Raw genomic sequence first — 24,115 nt, forward strand, 5'->3', positions numbered from 1 at the left:
GTCCGCCCGGGGATGACGGCCGGCATCCGCATCCCGGGATCGGGCTGGCAGCAGGACAAGTACCAGTAACGCGCGTACCGCAGTTCTCCTGACGCTCGGTAAGCCTGATCCGAGGGGTCCGGCCTCGAGGAGGGGTGCTCGTGCGCGCACAGGAAAAGCGGACCGACACCACGCACGAGCGGTCCGTTAGTCGTCGATTACCCCGATCCACCTCAGCCGCGGGGCTCCTCGGTCTGCAGGGCGCGGCGGGCAACGCCGCCGTGACACGCGCCATCCACGCTCGACGACTGGAACTCGCCCACGCGCCGCACGTTCAGCGACCTGCGGTGCAGAACGTCTTGCTTTCTACCGCCCGGCCTTTGGTGGCCACGATCGGTACCGAGATGCGCACCCGATTCGGTCGCACCGACCTCAGCAATGCGGGTGACGCAGCCGTGGTGCAGATGATCGGCCAGGCAGGGCAGGCGCCGGACATGCACCGCCACAGTGCGGGCTGCGGCCACCGCGAGGTGGGGCAGCCCACCGTGCAACGCTCAGCCGTCCACGAGGTCCATACCGACAATGGTTCCGGACTGCGTGTCTCGGATCCGTCGGAGCCCCACGCCGGAGGGGCGACGTCAGGGGCTGCCGTGTCCGGTGCGAAGGAGAGCGCCGCGTCCGCGCCGGGCTCCCAGGCGGGGATGCAGACTGTGCAGCGCTATTACCAGGATGACGAATTCAGGATCCGACATACCCGGGACAACCAATACGCGGTGGACGGAATGAGTGAGGATTATCGGTCCAGAGTGCTGTGGGTGAGGGAGCGAGCGCGGGGACCGCGGTACTGTGTTCCGGTCAACGGACGGCACCGCACGATGCTCGACGGCGTTTATCGCGCGTACGTTCCGAGCACGCAGTTCTACGCCGACTGCGTGCAGACAGCCGAGGACATCATGCACAACGCGCCGCGCGAACTCGGCAATGAAGACAGCCAGTTCCGGGGAACCGGACAGGTCTTCGGCAGGGACGAAGAGGGCAATATCACGGGGGCGCTGGAGTACGACCGGAAACGGAGAGGGAGGGGCAAGCCGAGAGGCAGAGGCAACCCGAACCTGCACGAGCGCCCCAGCCTCGGCCAGGCGTACGCCATGGTCGAGACGAACTATAGGGATGACGTCGACAAGGACGGCGACATCGTCCTCGACGAGAACGGCAGACCAAGACGGGTGCCGAACAATAAGTCGCACTACCCCTATCACGCGGCGGCCGTGGTAGCCGAGGACGGTGAGGACCAGGTCACTCTGGAGGAGACCGCGGGAGACGCGCACGCCGAACGACGGGACCAAGCGGGATGGTTCTCCCTGTACAGGGTGGGCGACGAAGAACTGAGTTTCTTCGGCCAGCAGAAAAACCAGTTCAGCAAGGGTGCGGTCGCCGTGGTCATCGAAGCCCGCCTGTGACGCAGGCCCGCCAGGAGTCCGGGAACGACACGCTTTGCGTATCGGCCGTTGCCGGGCACTGGGCGGCTATGGGGATCCAGGTCGGAGGGCGATACGGGCACACCCGAGCGTCGATCGTTAACGCTCCGCGAGCCCGGTGCGAGGCATGGGGCATGACCGAACCGCGCAGCAGGTCGGGCAGATTGATCAAGGCCGGCCTTTTGCTGATCTGCGCAACCGCCGCGCTCTTCCTGCTGCCCGTGTTCGTGCACGCCGGGTTGACCCCGCCGGTCGATGGTGAGTCGTCCAGTTCGAGCAGCGGCCTGGAGATGTTCGCTACCTGGGGCGGCATCATTTCCGGGATCACGGGAATCGTCACGGCGATCGTCGGGATGGTGTCGAAGAGGAGGCGGACGCCACCCGGCCTGATCGGGCCACCAGCTGCAGGGCCCGGCGAACGCATTGCGGCCGATCTCGGCGAACACGATCGTGACCGGAACGTATGAGCGCATACGCGTTAGCGCTTGTGGCCCATCCCGGCCACCATCACGGTCGCCCACGGCCCGCCCACTCGGTCGGGGTCGGTCGGGCGCCAGTCGTTTGCGTACACAAGCCCTGGGTCCACCCACTCCAGGCCGTCGTAGTAGCGGCGGATCTGGTCCCACGTGCGCATGTACCCGCTCCCGACTTGCGACACGACTTCGGCCTCTAACTCCGCGCCGGCCTGCGGGTGGTCCTCGCGCAGCAGGTTGACCGTGAACAGGTAGGAGCCCGACGGCATTCGCTCGATGAGCCGCCGCGTCACGCCTGCCGGGTCATCCTCGTCGGTCAGGTGGTGCAGCACGCTCGCCATGAGCACGGCCCACGGCTGGTCCAGGTCGATCAGCGCCCGCGTGTCGGCTGCGTCGAGGATCGAGTCCGGGTTGACGGCGTCTGCCTGGGCCACGGACGTGGTCCGGTTATCCGCCAGCAGGGCCCGGCCGTGCGCGAGCACGATCGGGTCCTTGTCGACGTAGACCACCCGTGCGGCCGGGTCGATCTCGTGCGCGATCTCGTGAACGTTCTGCTGGGTCGGCAGCCCCGACCCGATGTCGATGAACTGCCGGATGCCGGCCTCACCGGCGAGGTAGCGCACGGCGCGCTGCAGGGCCCGGCGGTTGGTCACACAGACTTCCGTGGCGCCGCCGTTGTACTTCTTGTTGAGCATGTCGGCCGCGAGCCGGTCGACCTCGAAGTTGTTCTGACCACCGAGCAGGTAGTCGTATACCCGCGCTACGGACGGCTTGCTGAGGTCGATGGTCGGCCGCCGGCTGCCCCCATCGGACTTCGCGTAGTGCTCGGCGATCTTGTCCTGGAGCCACTGGGCGGGCTCGGCCATGTTTCAACCTCCGGCAAGTTGTGTGCTACTCACCGTAGCGTATACACGATCGACCGGAGCCGGAGTCACGACCGGCTGACAAACCGCATGTGCGAAGCGCAGCGTGCAACCAGAAACGATTGGGCCCGAACCGAGGTGTTCAAGATCTAGGCGCAAAAGTTTCCCTGGGTGCTCGTCCCGGAAAAGGGGAGTCAAGAGCGTCCACCGAATTCAGCGATGTGAGTCGACGCGACGAGTTCGTCAGGAGCATCGAGCCGTTCGTGGCGCGGCAGGGCCATTGCTATGTGAGGAGACAGCGCTGCGCAGCCTTCGCGCGACGCGCCTGGACCGGCCGGGTCTCAGCGGTCCTGGGCGCGTTCCGGCCGTGGTGCAGGCGGGCGGCGACGAGCAGTGGGCTGGTCGTGCTACAGCACGACGATGGGGCTTTGATCGAACACGGATCAACCTGTCAGCTGTTCAGGGAAATGAGTGCGGGTCCATTCGATGGCTTTCTCGAAGAAGAGATGGGCGTTGGGGTGAAGGTTGATGTTGTGGCCGGTGCTGGGCACTATCAGGCTGTCGTAGCTCGGGACCTGCGGGAAGAGCAGGCGCTCGGCGTTCCATGGGCTGAGCGGCGATGAGCAGGGGATGAGCTGGCAGAAGACGAGGTCGTCATCGCCCATCACGTTGAGCACCGGCTTGCGGAAGTTGAGAGTGGAGAGCAGTGGCAGTGCGATGGTGCCCAGATCGGTCGCGCTCTGCACGTCCTTGGTCGCCTCGTCGACCGCGACGACCTGGGGATCGATCGCCGGCCGGTGGTAGAAGTCGCCGCGCTGCCCCGGGACGGTGGTGAGATAGCCGGGGTCCATTCCGGCGAAGCGGCCCCCTTCCAGCCGCGCCGGGTGGGTGAAGGTCACCAGGATCTCGAACAGGCCTGGCAGGTCGGGGCCCCGGGAGACGCCGGTGGCGATGACGCCGTCGACCAGGTCCGGCTCGGACCCGACCGCGGCGTAGGTGACCAGGGTGCCGAAGCTGTGCCCGACGATCACTACCTTCTCGAAGGACTGCCCCCCGATCAAGCCGGTGCGCAGCGCAGGGACCAGCTGGCGGACGACCTCGGCATGGGAGAGGAGCGACATCTCCACGGAGGCAGGGCGGTTGCTCTCGCCCGTTCCCAACCGGTCGAGCCGGAAGGTGGCGATTCCGGCGGCGCGCATGGCGCGGACATAGGAGTAGCGCTCGGGTTGGTAGGGAAAGTCCCAATAGGAGCTGTTGTAGGTGGCGCCGGGAACGAGCAGGTGCACGACCCTGTCGCGCGGCGCGGCGCACAGTTCGCCGGAGACCCGAGCCGGCGTGCTGACGACGAGCGGAACACGGGTGGCGGTGAACTCGGTGCGACGGCAGTCCGGTTCGGCCGCCACGGCCGGAGCCAGGGCAAGAACGACCCCGGGGACGGCGACACCGGCCAGCCCGATCGCACAGAATACGAGGGCCAGTCTGATCGCAACTGCTCTCAGCTCCTGCATGCGCCCTCCCGGGCGGCGGTTCGTCACGGCAGCTCCTGACGGGCGGTCGACGAGACGGCCGGGCCACGGCTTTTCAGGCGGGCCAGCGCGGCATGAATCAGCACACCCGGCCGGGCCAGCGAGTTGGGATGAGCGAGCATCGTCGTGACCATGCTCAGCCGCCGGTTGAGCTCTCGGTCGTCGGCCGATGTCATGAAGATCAGGTTGGCCAAGCCCGCGATGAGTCGGTACCCGGGCGGGTAGGGCCCGTCGACGTGGGGGAGTGCGAGGTCGGCTGTGGTGGAGGTCTGCCATGCCGCGTCCACGACGACCCGCACCATCGCGAAATAACCTGCCGCGGGCTCGTCGAGGCGCGGATCGCGGCACAGGTAGGCCGACAGCGCCGAGGCGTGCAGCGACGCCGCGGCCATGCCCTGGCCGTAGACCGGGTTGAACGACGCCACCGCATCGCCCACTGCGATCAGTCCGGCGGGCAGTCCGTCCAGCGCGTGGAAGTCGCGGCGTCTGCTGTCGGCCTGGTGATAGGTGACGACGTCGCCCAGCATCTCGCCGCGCTCGGCGATGTCCCCGAACACCGCCGGGAAGTCCCGGCGGCACCGGCTGACGAAGTCCGCCCGTTCGCGGCTCGGCCGATCCTCGTTGTACCCGGCCACGAGCATGATCCAGCGGTCGTCCTCGACCGCGGTGATCCCGCCGATCCGCGCGACGCACCCCGGTGCGGGCAGGGCCTGCGCAAAGGCGACATCGATGTCGCTGATCTGCGGGTCACGCCGGAACAGCGCCGTCGCGTACGTGAGCTTGATGGGCATCCGCCGCACAGGCGGGCTCGGCAGGCCGTGCTCGGCCAGCCAACCGCCGAGCCTGCTGGAGCGACCCATCGCGTCCACCACGAAATCCGCCGGCTCGGTCTGCGGGACGCCGGTTGCGCCGCCGTCCGGGCTGGTGCCCGGGTGGTGGTGCACTCCCGTCACCTTGCCCCCGGTCATCACGAGCCCGGCCGCCTGCCCGTGCACGATGTGGACGTTCGCGAGCTGTGCCACCCGGGCACGCACCAGGCCCTCGAGGAACGGTCTCGTCGCCGAGAGCGCCCGGCCTCTGATCGTCAGGTCGTTCGCGTAGCGGCGCTGCGTCCCGTTGACGTAGTGGCGGACAGCGGCGGGATCAGGCACCACAGCACCGGCGGCGACGGCCTCGTCGGCGAAGCCGGGAAACCACCGCTCGAGCTGCAACTGTCCCGACGGGAGCAGCGCGTGCACGTGGCTGCCCTGTGGCACGCCCGGACGCGGCTCGAACCCCGTGGTGTCGGCTGCTGGGCCGATGTCGTCTCGTTCGATGATGACGACCTGGTCGGCGTGGTCGCTCAGGACCCTGGCGGCCAGCAGCCCCGCCATACTCCCGCCGAGAACCACCGCGCGGCCGATCACCCGCCGGGGATCGTCGGGCCGGCCTGTTTCGCTGAGCTCAGCGAAGACACGGGACGGGCTCAGCACGGCCGATGCCTCTGTCCGCAGTCCTGCCTGCCGCTGCCCCGGGTCTCCCTGTCGCCGGCCGCTCTCGCGCCGACGAAAGGCACCCACACGGCGCGCTCGACGTGAAAGTGGGCGCTCGCTCCGTTGCTTTCTACGCTCATCGTTCCTCGTTGATGACGGATTGCCGTGCGTCGCAGCGGGACGGTGCCCCGAGCGACGGAGGCGAGGCGTGCTCGGCGGGGTAGTGGTCCAGGTACCGACTGTGAATGGTGATTTGATCACACCGAGCACCGGACGGGTGTTCGAGGTCTCCCCCAACGCCGGTGGACGGCCGGCCTGATCGGTGATGGCCGGCTCGGCCGGCACGACGAGTACCAGGGAAAGCGGCAGGCCCCAAGAATGTGACAGAAGTTCGCGCCGTTTCGTCGGCGGGGTTGCTTGCCGTGCCACAGTCAGCAGCAGGGATTGTCCGTACCGTTGCAGCCAGGTCGGCCACCTGGACCGCATCGCGGGAATCCTTTGCGACCGCCTTGACAGCCCGGAGAACCGTCTGGTGTGTTCGAGCCGTGACCACGTCGCCGCTCGTCCGCAGGCGCCATGTGGATCATCTGCGCGTCGTCTCCTGTGCGTGTCGCTGACCGGCGATCCCGCCACCGGTCACCACGTTCGAGGAGACACGCATGACTGCGCACGAACCGCTGAAGTTCGCCTACTGGGTGCCCAACGTCAGCGGCGGCCTCGTCACGAGCGCCATCGAGCAACGCACCGACTGGGGATACGACTACAACAAGCGCCTCGCCCGGCTCGCCGAGGACAACGGCTTCGAGTACGCGCTCTCCCAGGTGCGCTACATCGCCAGCTACGGCGCCGCGTATCAGCACGAGTCGACGAGCTTCTCGCTCGCGCTGCTTCTCGCGACCGAGCGGCTGAAGGCCATCGCCGCCGTCCACCCAGGACTGTGGCAGCCCGGCGTGCTCGCCAAGCTCGTCGCCACCGCCGACCACCTCTCCGGTGGCCGGGCCGCCGTCAACGTGGTCTCGGGCTGGTTCAAGGACGAGTTCACGAAGCTGGGCGAGCCGTGGCTCGAGCACGACGAGCGCTACCGCCGCAGCGAGGAGTTCATCCGGGTCCTGCGCGAGATCTGGACGAGCGACCACGCGGAGTTCAACGGCGACTTCTACCGCCTCCACGACTTCGACCTCAAGCCCAAGCCTCTCGATGTGCCGGGCCGCCCGCACCCGGAGATCTTCCAGGGCGGCAACTCGACGGCCGCGCGCCGCAACGGCGGCCGCGTGTCGGACTGGTACTTCTCCAACGGCAAGGACTACGACGGCTTCACCGAGCAGGTCGACGAGGTCAACGGGTATGCGGTCGACGCGGGCCGGGCGGGCGCGGTCCGGTTCGGCTTGAACGCCTTCCTCATCGCCCGCGACTCCGAGCGGGAGGCCCGCGAGACGCTCCGCGAGATCATCGCGAAGGCGGACGTCGACGCCGTGGAGGGTTTCCGCAGCGCTGTGCAGCAGGCGGGCGCCTCCACCGGGGACAAGCGCGGTATGTGGGCCGACTCGTCGTTCGACGACCTCGTCCAGTACAACGACGGCTTCCGCAGCCAGCTCATCGGCACTCCCGAGCAGATCGCCGACCGGGCGATCGAGTACAAGCGGCGCGGCGCCAACCTGTTGCTCCTCGGCTTCCTCCACTACCACGAGGAGGTCGAGTACTTCGGCCACCACGTGATCCCGATCATCCGGGAGAAGGAGGCTGAACAAGCCGCCCGCGAAGATCCGCTCGTCGCCGCCCGCTGACGTGCCGACCGCCGGGCTGACCCGTCGGCGTCACATCGACTACTCCCTCGTCGGGACGACGTCCTGTCGATGCCGCCCACGCACTCGATACCGCCGTGCCCGGCCGCCCGGGCCCTGCTCCGGACGCCGGTGACACCGACCCGGACCCCGGATGCCTCTCACCCCGTCACCCCCGGCGGGCGGGCGGGCACGGCACCATCCACCGGCCGGCGCCGCCGGCGAGGAGCTCCCGCGCGATCGGTGAAACGACGCGTACTGCCGGCGTTTCCGCCGATTTGCGGTAGCCGCCGCGGGCGCCGCTCGTCTGTCGTCGTGGCCGGGGCTGGTACGGGGCGACGACGAACACGACCCGCGACGCACACGGGCGCTCGCCGCGTCGTTCGCCGAGCACGGCATCACCCATGAGTGGCTCGACGTCGACGAGGCGTCGCGCCGGTGGCCGGGGATGGTGTTCAGCGGGCGCGGCGAGGACGAGCGGCTCGCACGGCCTGTCACGACCGGTCGTGCGGATCGTCGGGCAGTCCGGGAAGGACGGTCTCGGCGACGGTCTCCAAGATGCGTCGGGAGACGGCGGGGGAGTGACCGAACGGCAGGACGACGACGAGCTCGTCGGCGGCGGCGAGTGCGACGTCGGTCCGCAGCGAGGCGATGATCTGGTCGGGGCTGCCGCTGTGGACGATGCCGAAGTCGATCGGCGGTGCACCCGGGGTGCCGCGGGCGGCCTGACGCTGCCGGTCCCGTTCGAGGAGGAAGGCGTAGTCCTCGCGGTCGGACTCGCGTAGCAGCGGAAGGATCATCCTGCCGACGGAGACGGTGCCGAACCGGCCGGTCGCTGCCAGGTGCGCGGCCTGGTACTCCTCGATCTGCTTCGCCTGGTAGTTCTCGAAGCCCAGGTCGGTGAGCTCGGTCGCGAGCGTGGAGAGCTGCAGGCCGAGCCCGAGGGACCCGGTTCGCACCGCGCTCGCCACGCGGCCGGCGCCGTAGGAGAGCCGCTCGGGAAGCGTGGGGCTCAACGGCTGTGCGGTGAGCGCCGTCCCGGCAGGTGCGACGGCACTGTCGGTCTCGGTGACGGCCAGGGTCTCGCCGCGGACTGCGGCGAGGAATCGCCGTAGCCGCAGCTCGACCTCCTCGTCGAAGGGGCGGTCCGTCTCTCCGTAGACCGGCCCGAACAGCGCCTCGCCGTTGGCGTAGCCGGCGCTGAGGCCGAGGTGCAGGCGGCCGCCGGTGAGCAGGTCGGTGGTGGCGGCCTCCTCGGCCAGGCGAACCGGGTTCTCGTACCGGATCGGCACGACCGAGGTGCCGAAGGAGATGCGGTCGGTGCGCTGGGCCAGCGCGGCGAAGAAGGGGAGCGGCGCGGAGAGGTACGGCTCGAGGTGCCGGGTGCGGACCCACCCCGCGTCGTAGCCGAGGCGCTCGGCGAGGTCGAAGAGCCGGAATCCCTCCTCAAGCCCCTCGGAGCGGGTTCCGCTGACCCCGGAGTGCTCCACGAATGCCAGGAAACCGATGCGAGACGGGCTCATCGGGGACGGTCCTTTCGCCGGGACCCGGGCCGGGTCCTGTACCGAGATCATGGCCCCACAGCAGCGGGATGGTTCCGTCGTCGGGCCGATCATCTCGGCTGCTCGTCCGAGCGCCCTCCGCGCGGAGCGCTGGCTCACTGCGCCCCGTTCCTCTCGCCGAACCCCGGAGATCGCCCGGGTCCGGCGCGATCACGCGGACACGGCTCGCGAACCCGCCGGCAGCCTCCGCCCACGCGTCGGGGACGGAGGCGGGGCGGGCGGCGTCAGATCGCCGGGTCCGCCGCGATCACCTTCTGGTAGGCGCGCGGTCCGTCGCCGTAGTCGTCGACCGCATAGTGCCAGGTCGCGAGGTTGTCCCAGAGCACGAAGTCGCCGGTCTTCCAGCTGTAGCGGACGGTGTAGTTCGGTGAGGAGGCGTGGCGGAGCAGGTAGGGCAGCAGTGCGTCGGACTCCGCCTGAGTGACGCCGGTGAGGCGCAGGGCGCCGTGGGAGAGGAACAGGCCCTTGCGGCCGGTGTCCGGGTGGGCCAGCACGACCGGGTGCTCGACGGTGGTCGTGACGGCGCCTTCTCGCTGCCCTGGGCGTAGTGCGCGGGATCGGCGTCGTAGAGCGCGCCGAGCGCGCCGGTCAGCACCTTGAGCGGTTCCGACAAGTCGTCGTAGGCGGCCTGCAGGTCGGCCCACAGGGTGGCGCCCCCGACGTCGGCAACCTCCTGGTAGGTGAGCGACTCGATCCGGAACGGTGGGGTGCGCCACGTGCCGCCGACGTGCCAGTGGCTGGCCTTGCCGGTCTGCTCCACCCGGTAGGGATACACGAGCGGGTTGTCCGGGTGGCGCACAGCCGTCGGGTGATCGAACGGCTCGCCGAAGATCCGGACTGCCTCGATGTGCCGGTCGGGAGAGAGGTGCTGGTCGCGGAACACGAGCACTTTGTGCTCCCGGAAGGCAGCGCGCAGCTGCCCGGCCGTCGCCGGATCGATGTCGTGCTTCAGATCGAGGCCGACGATTTCCGCGCCGATGCGCGGGCTGGTGCGCTGCACCTCGAAATAGACGGACGTGGTCATCGTGAATTGCGCTCCTCAGTGTTCTCGGGCATGCCGAAAAGGCACCCGGACTGGGTGGGAATGGGGAACGCCGCGAACTCGGACGGCGGCGTCAGCGGGATGAGCGCGGACAGCGCGCGGCGTGGACCAGCATGAGGTCCACGAACAGCCTGCTCGTGAGGCGAGTGGCAGATGACACGCCCGTCATATTGGTGACGCTAAGCGGGTGGATGAAAGCACACAACCAGCTGTGATCGGCATCACTACAGACGTGAATATGCCCGGACATTGTGCGGGTGTGTTCCCGGGTTCCTTCGATATTCGGCAGGCACCGGATCTGTCTCAGTCGACCGTCGTCGGCTCGCCGACCGTGGTCGCCGTGGTGCCCCGGAGCGCGGTGGTGACGACGTCGGCGGCCATCGCGCCGGCGAGCCGGATCGGGTCGGCGGAGCGTGTGGCCTTGCTGCCGGCGAGTCCGCCGTCGTAAATGAGCTGGATGCGCCGGGCCGCCTCCTCCGGGTCGGTCCCGCTCGCCTGCCGCAGCGTGGCGACGAGCACGGTGTGCAGCCAGTGGCGGTGAGCGGCGACAACGGCATGGACGGGGTGGGCGGGATCGGGGAACTCGGTGGCCGCGTTGAGGTAGAGGCAGCCGCGGAACCGGCGCCGCCGCGCGGCTGCGGCAGCCCTGTCGAAGATCACCTGCACCCGGGAGGCCGCGTCGTCGGCCATTGCGCGCACCGCCCGCTCATATCCCTCCCGGTCGAGCCGGTCCTGATGCTCCAGCCACGACGTGACCAGTCCGTCCTTGGAGCCGAAGTTCTGGTAGAGGCTCGCCCGGGCGACGTCGGCGTCGGCGACGAGTTGGTCGACGCCCACCGCGCGGATGCCGTGCCGGTCGAACAGTCGGGACGCGCTGGCGACGAGCCTTTCCGCCGGAAGCGGACGATTGCTGGGAGAAGGCACCTGATCAGCATAGAACCGACGCACTACAGACCGATCATTCTGTCTGTTACTGTCGGCCGCGTGAGCCCCGCCCTGTTGGTGCAGCGCCGCCACGTCGACCTGCTTCGGGTCGTCTCCGCGGCGTGTCGGGCCTCGCTGTCCGGGTTGGTCTGAGCCGGCCCCGTCCCCCCTCGCCACTCATCCGAGGGCGTCGCGCTGCCGCGCCGCGCCGTGGCCGACGCCTGCGTCGTATCTGGGAGAGAGCCATGCCGTTGTTCCTGTTCGAGCTGACCGCCGCCCCTGCCGAGCGCACGGCTGTGAACGCACTCGTCGACGAGGTGGGCAAGGCCGCGACCGACGTCGGAGCCGATCTCATCGAGTCGCAGGTCACCGCTGGGCTGGACCGTGTCTTCGCCGTCGTGGAGGCCGCCGGCGCCGCCGCGCTGTCCGCGGGGATCAACCGGACGACGGTCCCCTCGGCCGCGGACGTCAGCGGTCCTGACGAGGTCCGGCTGGTCGGTGCCGACCTGGCCGCGCTCAAGGCTGCCCGCCCGAGCGCGGGTTACCTCGTCGAGTGGGACCTGCCCGCCGACCTGGACATGGAGACCTACCTCGAGCGCAAGCGCGCGAAGGCCCCCCGGTACGCCGACGTTCCCGAGGTGAGCTTCCTGCGCACCTACGTGCGGGAGGACATGGAGAAGTGTCTGTGCTTCTACGACGCCCCGGACGAGGACGTGGTGCGCCGCGGCCGCGCGGCCGTCGACACCCCGATCGACCGCTTGCACGCACTCGACGCCGGGACATCCGAATGAGTCCGGACGGCTCCGCCGCGCTCGCCGCGGCACCCGTCGACGCCGCCGACCCCGTGGTGGCTCAGGCCCGCGAGCGGGCGGCTGACATCGACGCCGGACGGGAGGACCCGCGTGCCACCGTCCGGCTCGCTGGTGACCTCGGGTTGCTCGACGCCCCGCTCGTGCGGGTGACCGGTCTCGTCGAGGAGGTGGCGGGGGAGTGCCTGAGCACGGCGTTCTCCCTGTGGGCACAGCGCATGGTCCTCACCTATCTCCGCACCGCCGCCCTCCACACCGCGGCGGCGGCCGACGGCGAGCTGATCGAGGGTGTCGGCAGCGGAGCCGTGCCCGGCTGCACCGCGATGGCTCCCACACTGCGCGACGTGGCAGGAATCGCCCCGGTTCCCGTCGTCGCCGAACGCACGTCCGTCGGGCTGCGGCGGCACGGACCGATCCACTGGGCCTCCCAGCTCTACCCGGACGCGGTGGTGGTGCTCCCGGTGCGCGTCGGTGAGGACCCCGGCACGGCGGAGCGCGCCGTCGTCCGGATCAGGCTCTCCGATCCGGGGGTGCAGGTGGCCCCGGCCCCGCCGCTGCTCGCGTTGGACGCCACCGCGTCGTCGTCCGCCCGGCTCGACGGCGTGGCCGTCGCGCCCGACGCCGTGCTCTCCACCGACCTGGCCGGGTTCGTCGCGACGGTCCGCCCGACGTTCCTGCTGCTGCAGACGGCCTTCTGCACCGGCCTCGCCACGCGGTGCGTGACGGACTGCGCCGCGCACCTCACCGGCGTGAACGCCGCCCTGCAGCCGGACCACGACGAGCTCGGCGCCCGTCTCCTCGACGTGCGCCGCCGGCTGCACCGCTGGGCGGCCCGTCCCGACGAGCCCGACAAGGCCGGGCTGCTGCGGCTGCGGCTGGACGCCGCCACGGTAGCCGTGGCAGCGGCACGGCTCGAGGCCACGCTCCGCGGTGGAGCGGGCTACCGATCCGGCAGCGCGGTGGCCCGGCGTCTGCGTGAGGCGTCGTTCCTGCCCGTGCAGGCCCCGACCGAAGGACAACTGCGGTGGGAACTGTCGCGCTGCGCCTGACCGGCGCCACGAAGCGCTACCAGGGCAAGGTCGTGCTCGACGGTGTGGACCTCGACGTCGAGCGGGACGCCCGGCTCGTCGTGCTGGGTCCGAGCGGCAGCGGGAAGTCCACTTTGCTGCGGCTGCTCGCCGGGCTGGAGCCGCTCGACGCCGGCACGGTGAGCAGGCCCGACGGCGGCACCGGGGTGATCGGCACGGTGTTCCAGCAGCCCCTGCTGCTGCCGTGGCTGAACGTTCGGGAGAACGTGGCGCTGGGCGGGCGTTACCGGGTCAACCGCAAGCGCTTCGAGCCGACGCGCGTGGATGAGCTCCTCGATCTGTTCGGGCTCGCCGACCTCGCGCCGGCCCGGCCCGCGCAGCTCTCGGGCGGGGAGGCGCAGCGGGTGGCGATCGCACGGGCGGCGGCTGTGGCGCCCGAGGTCCTGCTGCTGGACGAGCCGTTCAGCGCGCTCGATCCCGCCACCCGCCGGGGCATGCAGACCTGGCTGCGGGAGACCGCCGACCGGCTGGGTGTCGCCGTCGTGCTGGTCACCCACGACGTCGACGAGGCGCTCTACCTCGCCTCCGAGATCGCGCTGCTCGACGGCTCGGGCGCGCTCGCCGGGCGCTGGCCGCGGCTGCCCCCGGTCGCGCACGACGACCTCGCCACCCACCCCCTGCGGGGGGAGCTGTTCGCCGGCTACCGGTCTCAGATCGGCGCCGTAGCCGGGGGAGCAGTGACGTGACGGCCGGCCGCATCGGGCGTCGCGCGTTGCTCGCGCTGGGCGCCGCCGGTGCGGCCGGAGGGGTTGCCGGTGTCGCCGACCTGGTGACGGCGCCGCGCTCGACGGCGCGGGGCGGCACGGCCGGCAGGTCGGTGAGGATCGGCTACCTGCCGATCACCGACGCGTCCCCGCTGCTCGTCGCACACGCCGACGGGCGGTTCGCCTCCGCAGGCCTGTCCGTCGAGCGGCCGGTGCTGTTCCGCGCCTGGGAGTCGCTCGCGCAGGCCTTCCTGGCCCGCGAGATCGACGTCGCGCACATGCTGATGCCCTTCGCGATCCAGCTGCGCTACGCGCTGGGAGCGCAGCTGCGTGTGCTGGCCTGGAACCACACCAACGGTTCCGCGCTCACCGTGGGCCCCGAGGTCACCGCCCTCACCGACCTGGCCGGGCGCCAGGTGGCGATCCCGTTCTGGTGGTCGATCCACAACGTGCTGCTCCAGCGGATGCTGCGCGATGCAGGTCTCGTCCCGGTGGTGCGCCGTCAGCCGTCCGCGGCAGGGCGCACGGTCGGGCTCGTCGTGATGAGCCCGGCGGACATGCTGCCCGCCTTGGACACGGGCACGATCGCGGGCTACGTCGTCGCGGATCCGTTCAACGCCGCTGCCGAGCTGCGCGGGGTCGGACGGGTGCTGCGCTTCCTCGGCGACGTGTGGCGCGACCACGCTTGCTGCGTGGTCGTGGTCCGTCGCGAGCTCGTCGAGCGGTCGCCAGCCACCGTGCGGGCGCTCACCGACTCGCTCGTCGGAGCCCAGCTGTGGATCGGCGGGCACCGCGACGAGACGGCCACCCTGCTCACGAACGGCCGGTACCTCCCGCAGCCGCAGCCTGCGGTCGCGAAGGCGCTCGACCGCTCCGCTGCCCAGTACGCGGGCGTTCTCCAGGAGCCGACATGGCACGGCGAGCGCATCGGCTTCGCGCCCTACCCGTTCCCGACCTATACCGCGGCTCTCGTCGCCGCGATGCGCGAGACCGTCGTCGACGGCGACACCAGCTTCCTCGACCCTCTCGATCCGGCCGCCGTGCACGCCGACCTGGTCGACGATCGGTTCGTCACCGCGAGCCTGGCCGCGGCCGGCGGACTCGCGGCGTTCGGCCTGTCCCCCTCGCTCTCCCGCACCGAAGGGCTCCTCCCGTGACGGTGACCGCCTCCCCCCGCCCCCGCACCGCGCAGCAGCGGGTCGCAGGACCGAGGGGCACGCTCCTCCCTGCCGTCGGCGGAATCCTCGTCGCCACCGCCTTGTGGTGGACGATCACCACCGTCCTGACCGCACCGGACTCGATGCTGCGCGCGTTCGCCCCGCAGCACGCGCTGCCCGCCGTCGTCGACCTCGCCCGGCAGGGTGTCCTCCTCGACGACGTCGCGACGAGCCTGTGGCGGCTCCTCGTCGGCCTCCTGGTCGCCGCCGTGCTCGGCCTCGCGATCGGGCTCGCGGTGGGGCTCCTCCCGCTCCTCGACGCGGCAACCGGGCCGGTGTTCCAGTTCCTGCGCATGGTCTCGCCGCTGTCGTGGGCGCCGGTGGCGATCGGGCTCTTCGGGATCGGGCACCGGCCGGTGTATTTCCTCGTGGCCGCCGCCGCGATCTGGCCGATCGTGCTCAACACGATCGCCGGGGTCCGCTCGATCGACCCTGGCTTCCTGCTCGCCGCCCGGTCGCTGGGCGCGACCCGTGCGGAGGCCCTCACCACCGTCGTGCTGCCGGCGATCCGACCGCACGTCCTGACCGGGCTGCGGCTCGCACTCGGCATCGCCTGGGTGGTGCTGGTGCCCGCGGAGATGCTGGGTGTCACCTCCGGGCTGGGGTACGAGATCCTGAACTCCCGCGACCAGCTCGCCTACGACCAGGTGATGGCGGTGATCCTGGTGATCGGGCTGCTCGGCTTCGTGCTGGACACGCTCGCCCGTTGGCTGCTGGGCGGCCGGTAGGGCATCGCGCGGGCGGGGGCAGGTCCGGACCTTCCGGCGCGGCCTCGCGGTGGCGGGTCAGCGGGCCCGCCGGGCGAGATCGGCGAAGAGCGCGATCGTGCGAGGGTGGTCGCTCTGCGGCCCGCCTGGGAACAGCACGAGCTCGGTCGCACCGACGTCCGCGTAGCGCCGCACGGCGGCCCCCACGACTTCTTCGTCCCCGGCGACGATGACGTCCTCCAGCCTCGCGGCGCCCTGCCGATCCAGCGAGCCGCGAGTGCCACGGCGAGCGGCTCGGTCGAGGTCACCGGCGAGCAGGTGCTCGGCGCGGCGGAGAGCGAGTTGAACCGCGTGCGCGGTTCGCGCGCGGCGATGGTGTTCCAAGAGCCGCAGACTGCCGTCAACCCCGTCCGGACCGTCGGCTGGCAGCTCGCGGAGGCGCTGCGCGCCCGCGGACCGATCTCCCGTAGCGATGCCCGGGCGCGTGCGGTCGAGCTGCTGGAGATGGTCGGCATCCCGGAGCCGCGGAGCCGCGTGCGCTACTACCCGCACCAGCTCTCGGGCGGTCAGAAGCAGCGCGTCGTCATCGCGCTGGCGCTCTCGGGCGCTCCCGACCTGCTCATCGCGGACGAGCCGACGACGGCACTCGGTGTCACGGTGCAGGCCCAGATCCTGACCCTGCTCGCAGAGCTGCGCGACCTGACCGGGGTCGCCGTCCTGCTCATCACGCACAACCTCGGTGTGGTGGCCGAGCTGGCTGACCGGGTCGTCGTGCTGCGCAGCGGGCGGGTCGTCGAGCAGCGGCGGATGACCGACCTCTTCGCGCGGCCTGCGACGGACTACACGCGAAACCTTCTGGACTCCGTGCCGGCTCTGCCGTCCATCGCACCGGAGCCCGGGCCGGCCGCGTCGCCGCACCCCGCGGTGCCCGACCCGGTTCTCACCCTGGCCGGGGTGTCGGTGACCTACCCGGCCCGGCGGGGGCGGCCCGCGTTCCGGGCGGTCCACGACGTGACGCTGCAGGTCGGACGGCACGAGGTGCTGGGGCTCGTGGGGGAGTCGGGCTCGGGCAAGACGACGATCGGCCGCGTGGCCGTCGGCCTCGTCCCGGTCTCCGCGGGCACCGTGCATCTCGACGGTGCCGACCTCGCCCGGGCGGGCCGGTCGCGGCTGCGGGAGCTGCGCCGCGGGCTCGCGATGGTCCACCAGGACCCGGCCGCGTCCCTCGACCCTCGCCTGCCCGTCGGTGAGAGCGTCGCCGAGCCGCTGCGGGTGCCCCGGGTGGTGTCGGGCCCGGCCCTCGATGCCCGGATCGTCGAGCTCCTGGAGAACGTCCGCCTGCCCGCGTCCTACTCGGTGCGGCTGCCCTCGGAGCTGTCCGGAGGGCAGCGCCAACGGATCGCGCTGGCACGTGCCCTGGCGCTGTCGCCGCAACTGGTGATCGCGGACGAGCCGACGAGCGCACTGGACGTCTCGGTGCAGGCGGACGTACTGGCGCTCTTCGCCGGGCTCCAGCGCGAGCTCGGGTTCGCGTGTGTGTTCGTGAGCCACGACCTCGCGGTCGTGCACGAGGTGGCCGACCGCGTCGCGGTGCTGCGTGCGGGTGAGCTCCTCGAACTGGGACGGCCGAGGGAGGTGCGCGTAGCCGCACGCAGCGACGCACATCGGGAAGATCATCTACACCACGAACGCAGTGCCCGTGCCAGCGGGTGACCTCCACGTCGACCGTCTGGTCGGGGCGAAACGGACGCTGTTGCCAGTTCGTTCGATCATGCATGATCGAACGAACTGATCTCTGCGGCCTCGCTGGGGACAGTTCGATGAGGCGGCAACCGAGACACCGCTGATTGTTCGCCGGCCGCCTCGACGGACAACCGCTGGATCAACAAGCTCGGCATCCTGGCCGGGCCGGCGGCCGCCGCCGTGTTGCCGAGGAAGTCGAGAACCGCGCGGCAGCTCCGTCTCAGGGGCGGATGCGGCCGCTGTGGCCGCAGCGCACGTAGGGAGACCCAGCATGACGATCCAGCGGATGGACAACGTTCTGATCGTTGTCGACGACCTTGACGCTGTTATTTCGTTCTTCGTCGAACTTGGCATGGAACCGGAGGGCGGCAAGGCACCTATCGAGGGACGTTGGGTGGAGCGTGTCATCGGGATCGACGACGTCCGGCAGGACGTCGCAATGCTGCGGACCCCGGACGGACATGGCCGAATTGAGCTGGCGATGTTCCACACGCCGAAGGCGATCAGTGCCGAGCCCAGGGACGCACCGGCGAACACGTTGGGCATTCGTCGCATCATGTTCGCCGTCGACGACATCGAGGACGTCGTTACGCGCCTGCGCACCCACGGCGCCGAACTCGTCGGCGAACTGGCGCAGTATGAGGACATCTATCGGCTCTGTTACATCCGTGGCCCCGAGGGCATCATCGTCGGACTGGCCGAACAGCTCGGCTGAGGGCCGCCGAAGGGTCCATACGCCCAGGCGGCTGCGCGTGAGCCGGCATAGGGCCGGCCCTGTGCCTGTTGATGGGAGCCACGTGCGCACGGGGCTCCCGCTCCCGATGTGACCTCGGGCGCTGGAACTTCGGGCGCTGCCTCAGTGGTCGAGGATCTCGGGTAGGACGGGTCCCCACGCGTTGGCGGTGGCGATGTCGACGTCCCACGTCTTCGGGAATTGCGGGCTGTCTTCGTGCCAGGGGCGGGGCTCGAAGTAGCCGTTTGCTTCGTCGATCATTTGGTCGAGCTGGGTGAAGAGCTCGATGGTGTTGCCGTCAGGGTCGTGGTGGTAGGTGAAGATGTTGTGGCCTGGGCCGTGTCGCCCCGGGCCCCAGTGCAGCCGGTAGTTGTTGCGTGCCAGGTGGTCGAGTGTGGTCTGCAGGTGGTTGAGGTCGCGCATTTCGTAGGCGACGTGGTGCATTCCGGAGAACTTCGAACTCTCGAGGAAGTTCGCCGCATGGTGGTCGGCGTTGCACCGCAGGAAGACGAAGAAGTCTCCGATGGTGTCTGACCATCGGAAGCCCAGCAGGTCCTGGTAGAAGCCCTGGATCTGCGTGAGGCTGGGGCTGAACGCAGCGACGTGACCGAGCTTGGTGGGTTGGTGGGCGGGACCGGGACCTTTGCCGCTCGGTTTCTGCGACTCATAAAGGTGCAGGGGGACGTCCGTGCCCGGCTCGGCCAGCACCAGAACGTCGGGCGTGCTCGGTGCGATGTCACTGCGCCGGGACCCCTCGTACCCGGCGTCGGTGATGCGCCTCGCTGCGTCGTCGAGGGAGCCGACGACCTGGTACCCGACAGCCGTGCGGGCCGCGACGCCCCCTTTCCGGATCACCACGCTGTGGTGGTCGAAGCCGGTGGTGAGGTACGCCCCTTCCGGGGAGCGCTCTTCCACGTGGAAGCCGAGGCAGGTCTGGTAGTACTCGACCAGGCGGTCCGGCTCGGGCGTGGTGAACTCCACGTAGCCGACCTTTGACACGCGGGTGGCTGCATTGTCCGTGTACATCGGTGACTCCTTGGTATCAGGCGGCGAGGTAGCCGCCATCGACGGGCAGCACGGCACGATTGATCGGCGCCGCGGGGAGAAACGAGGCAGGTACCGACCACGCCGTCGCGGCCTGGCGTCGTCCGGCCGAGGACCGGTCCCAGCGCATCCGTCGTCATGAGCGGTTCTTCGGGGAGTGCGGGGCGGGCGCCCAGTCCTCGTCGGCCGTGGTGAGCAGGACCCGGCCGGTATTCGCGAACTCCTCGAGATGCCTGTGGGCCTCGGCAGCCTGCGCAATGGGATACGAACGGTCGATCATGGGCCGGAAGCCCTCCGCCACCGCCTCCCAGAGACGACGCGCGCTGCGCAGGTTCCCGCTGCGGACGCCGACGATCCGTTGCGACCGGGAGTACAGCCGCAACAGATCCAGCTCGACCCGTCCGCCGAGGAACGCGCCGGAGGCGACCACCCGGCCCCGCACCGCGAGGACCTCCATCGTCGCGTTCCAGATCCCCGGATGGCCGAGGTTGTCCACCACCAGACCGACCCCGGCGTCGCCCGTCAGGCCCCGCACCTGATCAGCGAAGCCGGGATCGGTGGGATCGACCACCGCCTCGGCCCTGAGCGCAAGCAGCCGCTCCCGCTTGGCGGCCGAGCGCGACGCCGCGATGACCCGAGCACCACGATGGATCGCGAGTGCCGCGGTCAGCGAGCCCAAGGCGGACGAGGCGCCGTGTATCAGGACCCACTCACCGGACACGAGCCCGGACGCGTCGAACTGGTTCTGTGCGATCGCTCCGGACAGCACCAGAGCGGCAGCCTCCTCGGGGCCCACACCCGCTGGGACGGCGATCACGTTGGACTCGGGGACGACGGTGTACTCGGCGTAGGCGCCCCAGGTGTGCACGCCCATGATCCGCGCGGAACTGCAGGCCTCCATGGCGCCGGCGCGGCACTCCACGCAGTCACCGCAGGTAAGGAGCGGGAACACCGCGACGTGGTCGCCGAGCCGGACCGACTCGACTCCGGCCCCGACTGCTGCGATCGTTCCCGCGTGCTCGGCCCCTGGGACGTGGGGGAGCCCGATCCGGGCGTACGGGTGAGTCCCTGCCCGGAGTCTCACGTCGAGCAGTCTGCCGACGCTCACAGCCGCCACCCGCACGGCCACCTCACCAGGTCCGACCTTGGGTGTATCTACCTCTCGGATTACGAGTACGTCCGGGTCTCCGAAGTGATCGAACGACACCGCCCGCATCCGTGACGGCAGGCTGCTCGTTACCCGGTCCACAACGGGCCAGGGAGCAGCCTGGATATCGGTGAGCGAACTGGACATCTGTATCCTTCTTGATCGAATGAGAATTGCTCGGGGATCCCGCGCCGGCCCAGCGCCAGTCCCCGGGTCAGCCCGCCGATCCCGGCGCCGATCACCGCAATGTCAGTACGGTCCATGACTCAGCCGGGCTGGACCGAGGTCGGGTCGATGAAGATGCGCATGGCGTCGATGAGACCGTCGCGGTGCTCGATGATCGTTAGCGCCGGAATGGTGACGTCGCGCCCGTCGGGGCACCCATAGGTGACAGCCACCTCGAGCAACAGGGTCGACTCGCAGATCCAGAGGTTGAGGAACTCGTGCTCGATCCGGCGGTAGTGGGTGAACAACGCGATCAGGACTGCTCGGATGGCGTCGTGTCCGGCCGTCGGATCGCCGGACCCGTACCGCATGGTCGCCTCCGGGGCGAATCCGGCAAGCACCGCCTCGGTGTCCAACGCGTCGACCTTGGCGAAGAAGTCGGTCAGCCAGGTAGGTGCGTCAGCGACACGTGAGGTCGCGCCCGTCATGGGGCCGGTTCCGTGGTCCGGGTCCGGACGGCAGTCAGCGTTGTCTCGACGGCCGACTGGTAGGCCGTGGCCATCTCGCGGGACAGTTCCCCCTCTGTGATCGACAGGTCGTCGCCCGGGCGGATCGCCAGGGCGAACTGGAACCGGACCGCGAGCTCGCCGTCCACCTCGAGGATCTCGTTCCCGATGGTGCCCAGGACGGGTCCGTCGAGTCGGGTGAAGACGATGCGGTCGGGCTCGCCGAGCCAAACCCGCTCTACGTAGCGGGCACCGCCCAGCTCGATCTCGCGATCGAAGACCGTGGCGCTCAGCCGCGCGATCTCGCGGCAGGACGTGATCACCTCGACGAATGGCACCGCGTCCAGAGCCTTCTGCTCGAGCCCATGCCAGATCTGGGCGCGGTTGAGCGGTACGGCTCCGGGTGGGTTGGCGGACAGCGTTACCTCGCTGAAAATCATTGTTCCTCCATCTCGAAATTCGCTCGCAGCGAGCAGCGCCCGCGACTGAGTGCACCGGGCTGATCGGGTCGACGGCGCCGGATCGCGACGTGTGTCGCGCCTTCCCGTCCCACGTGTCCACCACGATGCGCAGAACGGTGAGCACGTCCTACGTCCGGGAGCGCCGGCGGAGCTGGGTTGTGCCGGTGCGGCGTGGGGGTGGCTCAGGACGAGCCCGCGGAGAGCGTGCGGCCGAGGAATCCGCGGATGTCCCCGATCACGACGTCCAGCGCGCTCTCGAGGAGAAAGTGCCCGCCCTTGACCAGGTGGATCTCGGCATCGGGCAGATCGCGGGCGAAAGCCGTGGCGCCTGCGGGTCCGAAGATCGGGTCGCCGGCTCCCCAGATGGCCAGCAGGGGGACCTGGCTGTTGCGGAAGTACTCCTGCACGGCGGGGTAGCGCGGAGGGTTGGTGGCGTAGTCGCGGAACAGCGCCAGCTGGATCTTGTCGTTGCCGGGGCGGTTGATCTCGGCGTGGTCGAGGACCCAGGTATCCGGGTCGACGAGGTCAGGGTCCGGCACGCCGGTGAGGTACTGCCAGCGGATGGCTTCGAGCTCGAATGCGGCGCGAACCGCCGATTCGGTCTGCGGTCCAGGAGCTTGGGCGTAGGCCCATATCGGAGACCAGAACTCGGGGACGAATCCCTCGTCATAGGCGTTGCCGCTCTGGCTGATGATCGCTGTGACCGACGTCGGCCGGCCCAGTGCGAGGCGCCAGCCGATCGGGGCCCCGTAGTCCTGCACGTACATCGCGAAGTGATCGATGCCGAGGTGGTCGAGCAGACCTTCCGTGGTCTCGGTCAGGGCGTCGAAGGTGTAGGTGAACTCCTCGATCGGAGGCGTGGCCGAGTGTCCGAACCCGAGGTGGTCGGGCGCGATGACGTGGTAGCGGTCAGCGAGCGCGGGTATCAGCCGGCGGAACATCCGCGAGCTGCTCGGGAATCCGTGCAGGAGCACAACCACGGGGGCTTCGGGCGGCCCGGCCTCGCGGTAGAAGACCTCGTGGCCCTTCACGGTAGCGGTGCGGTGATGCAGATCAGTCATGTGATAAATACCAAACATCGTCTTGATGGCTAGATGGGCTGGACGAGACGCCGTACTCGCGGCGGACGGCCATAGAAGTCCGTTCATCCACCGCGCCTGCCAGGGCTGGGTGTCTTGGAGCTGCGCTCGGATCGAACGCGGCTATGCGCTCGACCGGCGATCCGGCGTGTCATCCATGCCCGACGCTATGCAGACCCCCGTAGCCGGGGGAACCCCGCTGCTGGTGGAGCTGTTCCCCCCGGATGAGCGGCCTTGCCCCCTCATTTGCGGGGGGTGACACGGTGAGCGTGGTGTACGTACCGTCGAGCATGGCTGTCGAGCGATTCGTGACTGCTCGGGACCGGCTGTTGCGCGTCGGCGAGGACGCCGACATGGCGCTGATCCTGGACGAGACCGTGGCTGCGCTCCACGAGGTGACCGCGTTCAGCCGGTGCGCGGTGCTGACGGTCGACCCGTGGACGCTCCTGCCGACCGGCGGTGTAGTGGAGGGATTTCCTCCAGAGGCGTGTGGGCCGTTCTGGGACAACGAGCTGTTGAGTCCGGGATTCAACAAGTTTCGGGAGCTCGCCCGCAGCACCGAGACCGTCGCTACGCTCGTCGAGGCCACCGACGGCGACATCGACCGCGCCCCGATCTACACCGACCTCTACGCATCTCTTGGCATCGCCGACGAGATGCGCGCTGCGTTCGTGCTCGGCACAACCTGCTGGGGCATCGCGGTCCTGGCCCGTGATCTGGCGGACGGGGCGTTCCCCGACCACCAGATCGACGAGGTCCGCAGGCTTGCACCCGTTGTGGCCCGCGTGTTGCGGAGCGGTGCCTGCAGGCTCGATGCGGACGCCCACGGCCGCGCAGCCGTGATCGTGGTCGACGAGCACAACGAGATCCGCGACCTCACGGCCGACTCGCGTGCACTCCTCGACGAGCTGCGCATCAGCGGAGTTGCCGAGCCGGGCCTACCGTCGCTGATCGGCGTCGTGGCGAGAAGGGCCCGGCGCAACCGAACCTCGACGCACGTGGCAACGCGTGTCTGCGGTACGTCAGGTCGATGGCTCAGGGTCGCCGCAGCACCAATGGAAGGCGGGGAGGGCTACGTGGCCGTAACGATCGAGCCCGCACGGCCCGGCGATCTCGTGCCGATCGTGATCGAGTCCTACGGCCTGACGCCACGCGAGGTCGAGATCGTTCTGCTGCTCGCCCGCGGGTTCACGACGAAGGCGATCGCCGCGGAGCTGGCCCTGTCGAGCCACACCGTGCGTGACCACGTCAAAACGGTTCTCGCGAGAGCGGGCGTCAGCAGCCGTGGCGAGCTCGTCGCCCGACTCTTCACCGAACACCTGCTCGACGGCTTCGAGAACGCGCTGCGCCACGTCGTCTGAGCCGACCCAGACGCAGCACCGCCTGGGCCGCCGCACGATCGGCTTCCAGGCGCAGGCCGGACTGGTGGCGGGTGCAAACCCAATTGGATCGGCGCAACGTGGCGGCCGCCCCACGTGGAGCAGCCGCTCGCATTGACCTACCGCCGCGCTCAGCAATGCCCTCATTCGTGCCCGCCACCGGCACGTGAGCCGACGGCTCGCGGAGCCTGAACTGACGAGCAGTCGGGGCTGGACTCACCCTGCTCGAGCTC

At 69.8% G+C, this 24,115-nt stretch carries 22 protein-coding genes and 1 pseudogene; 12 read left to right on the forward strand and 11 right to left on the reverse strand.

Features of this window, described 5'->3' with window-relative positions:
* The first annotated feature begins 140 nt into the window (after window positions 1–140).
* Window positions 141–1,439 (forward strand): hypothetical protein, encoded by a 1,299-nt coding sequence (locus MMF94_RS40375; RefSeq protein WP_241042784.1) that lies wholly within the window; start codon window positions 141–143, stop codon window positions 1,437–1,439.
* A gap of 182 nt (window positions 1,440–1,621) precedes the next feature.
* Complete coding sequence (locus MMF94_RS40380; RefSeq protein ID WP_241042785.1) at window positions 1,622–1,924, forward strand: hypothetical protein; 303 nt, start codon at window positions 1,622–1,624, stop codon at window positions 1,922–1,924.
* Window positions 1,925–1,935: 11 nt separating this feature from the next.
* On the opposite strand, the gene MMF94_RS40385 is transcribed toward MMF94_RS40380, so the two are convergent.
* The 3 genes from MMF94_RS40385 to MMF94_RS40395 all read right to left on the reverse strand — a co-directional run bounded on the left by MMF94_RS40385 (window position 1,936) and on the right by MMF94_RS40395 (window position 5,791).
* On the reverse strand, window positions 1,936–2,796 hold the full coding sequence (locus MMF94_RS40385) for an SAM-dependent methyltransferase (RefSeq protein ID WP_241042786.1): 861 nt from the start codon (window positions 2,794–2,796) through the stop codon (window positions 1,936–1,938).
* A 440-nt stretch (window positions 2,797–3,236) separates the two neighbouring features.
* Window positions 3,237–4,301: an alpha/beta hydrolase gene (locus MMF94_RS40390; protein ID WP_241042787.1), complete on the reverse strand. Its 1,065-nt coding sequence runs from the start codon at window positions 4,299–4,301 to the stop codon at window positions 3,237–3,239.
* 23 nt (window positions 4,302–4,324) lie between these two features.
* Entirely contained in the window at window positions 4,325–5,791 is a 1,467-nt protein-coding gene (locus tag MMF94_RS40395) for an FAD-dependent oxidoreductase (RefSeq protein WP_241042788.1), read from the reverse strand.
* A 659-nt stretch (window positions 5,792–6,450) separates the two neighbouring features.
* On the opposite strand from MMF94_RS40395, the gene sfnG reads away from it, so the two are divergent.
* Window positions 6,451–7,575 (forward strand): dimethylsulfone monooxygenase SfnG, encoded by a 1,125-nt coding sequence (sfnG, locus tag MMF94_RS40400; protein ID WP_241042789.1) that lies wholly within the window; start codon window positions 6,451–6,453, stop codon window positions 7,573–7,575.
* A gap of 491 nt (window positions 7,576–8,066) precedes the next feature.
* Here the strand turns inward: sfnG and MMF94_RS40405 are convergent, their stop codons facing one another.
* The 3 genes and pseudogenes from MMF94_RS40405 to MMF94_RS40420 form a co-directional block, all read right to left on the reverse strand.
* Window positions 8,067–9,095, reverse strand: coding sequence for an LLM class flavin-dependent oxidoreductase (locus MMF94_RS40405; protein ID WP_241042790.1), 1,029 nt, complete (start codon window positions 9,093–9,095; stop codon window positions 8,067–8,069).
* 263 nt (window positions 9,096–9,358) lie between these two features.
* Window positions 9,359–10,158: pseudogene (locus MMF94_RS43935) on the reverse strand (TauD/TfdA dioxygenase family protein).
* Window positions 10,159–10,479: 321 nt separating this feature from the next.
* Entirely contained in the window at window positions 10,480–11,100 is a 621-nt protein-coding gene (locus MMF94_RS40420) for a TetR/AcrR family transcriptional regulator (protein ID WP_241042793.1), read from the reverse strand.
* A 60-nt stretch (window positions 11,101–11,160) separates the two neighbouring features.
* Here MMF94_RS40420 and MMF94_RS43645 point away from each other — a divergent pair, with 60 nt between their 5' ends.
* The 8 genes from MMF94_RS43645 (at window position 11,161) to MMF94_RS40455 (ending at window position 18,083) form a co-directional block, all read left to right on the forward strand.
* Window positions 11,161–11,253: a putative leader peptide gene (locus MMF94_RS43645; protein ID WP_338104434.1), complete on the forward strand. Its 93-nt coding sequence runs from the start codon at window positions 11,161–11,163 to the stop codon at window positions 11,251–11,253.
* Between the two features lie 92 nt (window positions 11,254–11,345).
* On the forward strand, window positions 11,346–11,891 hold the full coding sequence (locus MMF94_RS40425; protein ID WP_241042794.1) for a DUF4242 domain-containing protein: 546 nt from the start codon (window positions 11,346–11,348) through the stop codon (window positions 11,889–11,891).
* Entirely contained in the window at window positions 11,888–12,958 is a 1,071-nt protein-coding gene (locus MMF94_RS40430) for an acyl-CoA/acyl-ACP dehydrogenase (RefSeq protein ID WP_241042795.1), read from the forward strand. The genes MMF94_RS40425 and MMF94_RS40430 overlap by 4 nt, the downstream gene beginning before the upstream one ends.
* Window positions 12,934–13,683, forward strand: a complete 750-nt coding sequence (locus MMF94_RS40435) for an ABC transporter ATP-binding protein (protein WP_241042796.1) — start codon at window positions 12,934–12,936, stop codon at window positions 13,681–13,683. Before MMF94_RS40430 ends, MMF94_RS40435 begins: the two co-directional genes overlap by 25 nt.
* Entirely contained in the window at window positions 13,680–14,858 is a 1,179-nt protein-coding gene (locus tag MMF94_RS40440) for an ABC transporter substrate-binding protein (RefSeq protein ID WP_241042797.1), read from the forward strand. The genes MMF94_RS40435 and MMF94_RS40440 overlap by 4 nt, the downstream gene beginning before the upstream one ends.
* Entirely contained in the window at window positions 14,855–15,646 is a 792-nt protein-coding gene (locus MMF94_RS40445; RefSeq protein WP_241042798.1) for an ABC transporter permease, read from the forward strand. Before MMF94_RS40440 ends, MMF94_RS40445 begins: the two co-directional genes overlap by 4 nt.
* Window positions 15,647–15,751: 105 nt before the next feature.
* Complete coding sequence (locus MMF94_RS40450) at window positions 15,752–17,338, forward strand: ATP-binding cassette domain-containing protein (protein ID WP_241042799.1); 1,587 nt, start codon at window positions 15,752–15,754, stop codon at window positions 17,336–17,338.
* A gap of 301 nt (window positions 17,339–17,639) precedes the next feature.
* Entirely contained in the window at window positions 17,640–18,083 is a 444-nt protein-coding gene (locus MMF94_RS40455; RefSeq protein WP_241042800.1) for a VOC family protein, read from the forward strand.
* A gap of 141 nt (window positions 18,084–18,224) precedes the next feature.
* Here MMF94_RS40455 and MMF94_RS40460 read toward each other — a convergent pair whose 3' ends face one another.
* From MMF94_RS40460 to MMF94_RS40480, 5 genes are all read right to left on the reverse strand, one after another.
* Window positions 18,225–19,127, reverse strand: coding sequence for a VOC family protein (locus MMF94_RS40460; RefSeq protein WP_241042801.1), 903 nt, complete (start codon window positions 19,125–19,127; stop codon window positions 18,225–18,227).
* Window positions 19,128–19,281: 154 nt separating this feature from the next.
* The gene (locus MMF94_RS40465) at window positions 19,282–20,361 is read right to left on the reverse strand and encodes an alcohol dehydrogenase catalytic domain-containing protein (protein WP_277398952.1); all 1,080 of its coding nucleotides are present in this window, start codon (window positions 20,359–20,361) and stop codon (window positions 19,282–19,284) included.
* A gap of 197 nt (window positions 20,362–20,558) precedes the next feature.
* The gene (locus tag MMF94_RS40470; protein ID WP_241042803.1) at window positions 20,559–20,945 is read right to left on the reverse strand and encodes a nuclear transport factor 2 family protein; all 387 of its coding nucleotides are present in this window, start codon (window positions 20,943–20,945) and stop codon (window positions 20,559–20,561) included.
* Complete coding sequence (locus MMF94_RS40475; protein ID WP_241042804.1) at window positions 20,942–21,403, reverse strand: AtaL-like protein; 462 nt, start codon at window positions 21,401–21,403, stop codon at window positions 20,942–20,944. Before MMF94_RS40475 ends, MMF94_RS40470 begins: the two co-directional genes overlap by 4 nt.
* A 203-nt stretch (window positions 21,404–21,606) precedes the next feature.
* Window positions 21,607–22,485: an alpha/beta fold hydrolase gene (locus MMF94_RS40480; protein WP_241042805.1), complete on the reverse strand. Its 879-nt coding sequence runs from the start codon at window positions 22,483–22,485 to the stop codon at window positions 21,607–21,609.
* 308 nt (window positions 22,486–22,793) lie between these two features.
* On the opposite strand from MMF94_RS40480, the gene MMF94_RS40485 reads away from it, so the two are divergent.
* Window positions 22,794–23,864, forward strand: a complete 1,071-nt coding sequence (locus tag MMF94_RS40485; RefSeq protein ID WP_241042806.1) for a helix-turn-helix transcriptional regulator — start codon at window positions 22,794–22,796, stop codon at window positions 23,862–23,864.
* Window positions 23,865–24,115: the final 251 nt, after the last annotated feature.

It is taken from the genome of Pseudonocardia alaniniphila (genome assembly GCF_022524485.1).
Lineage (GTDB): Bacteria > Actinomycetota > Actinomycetes > Mycobacteriales > Pseudonocardiaceae > Pseudonocardia > Pseudonocardia alaniniphila.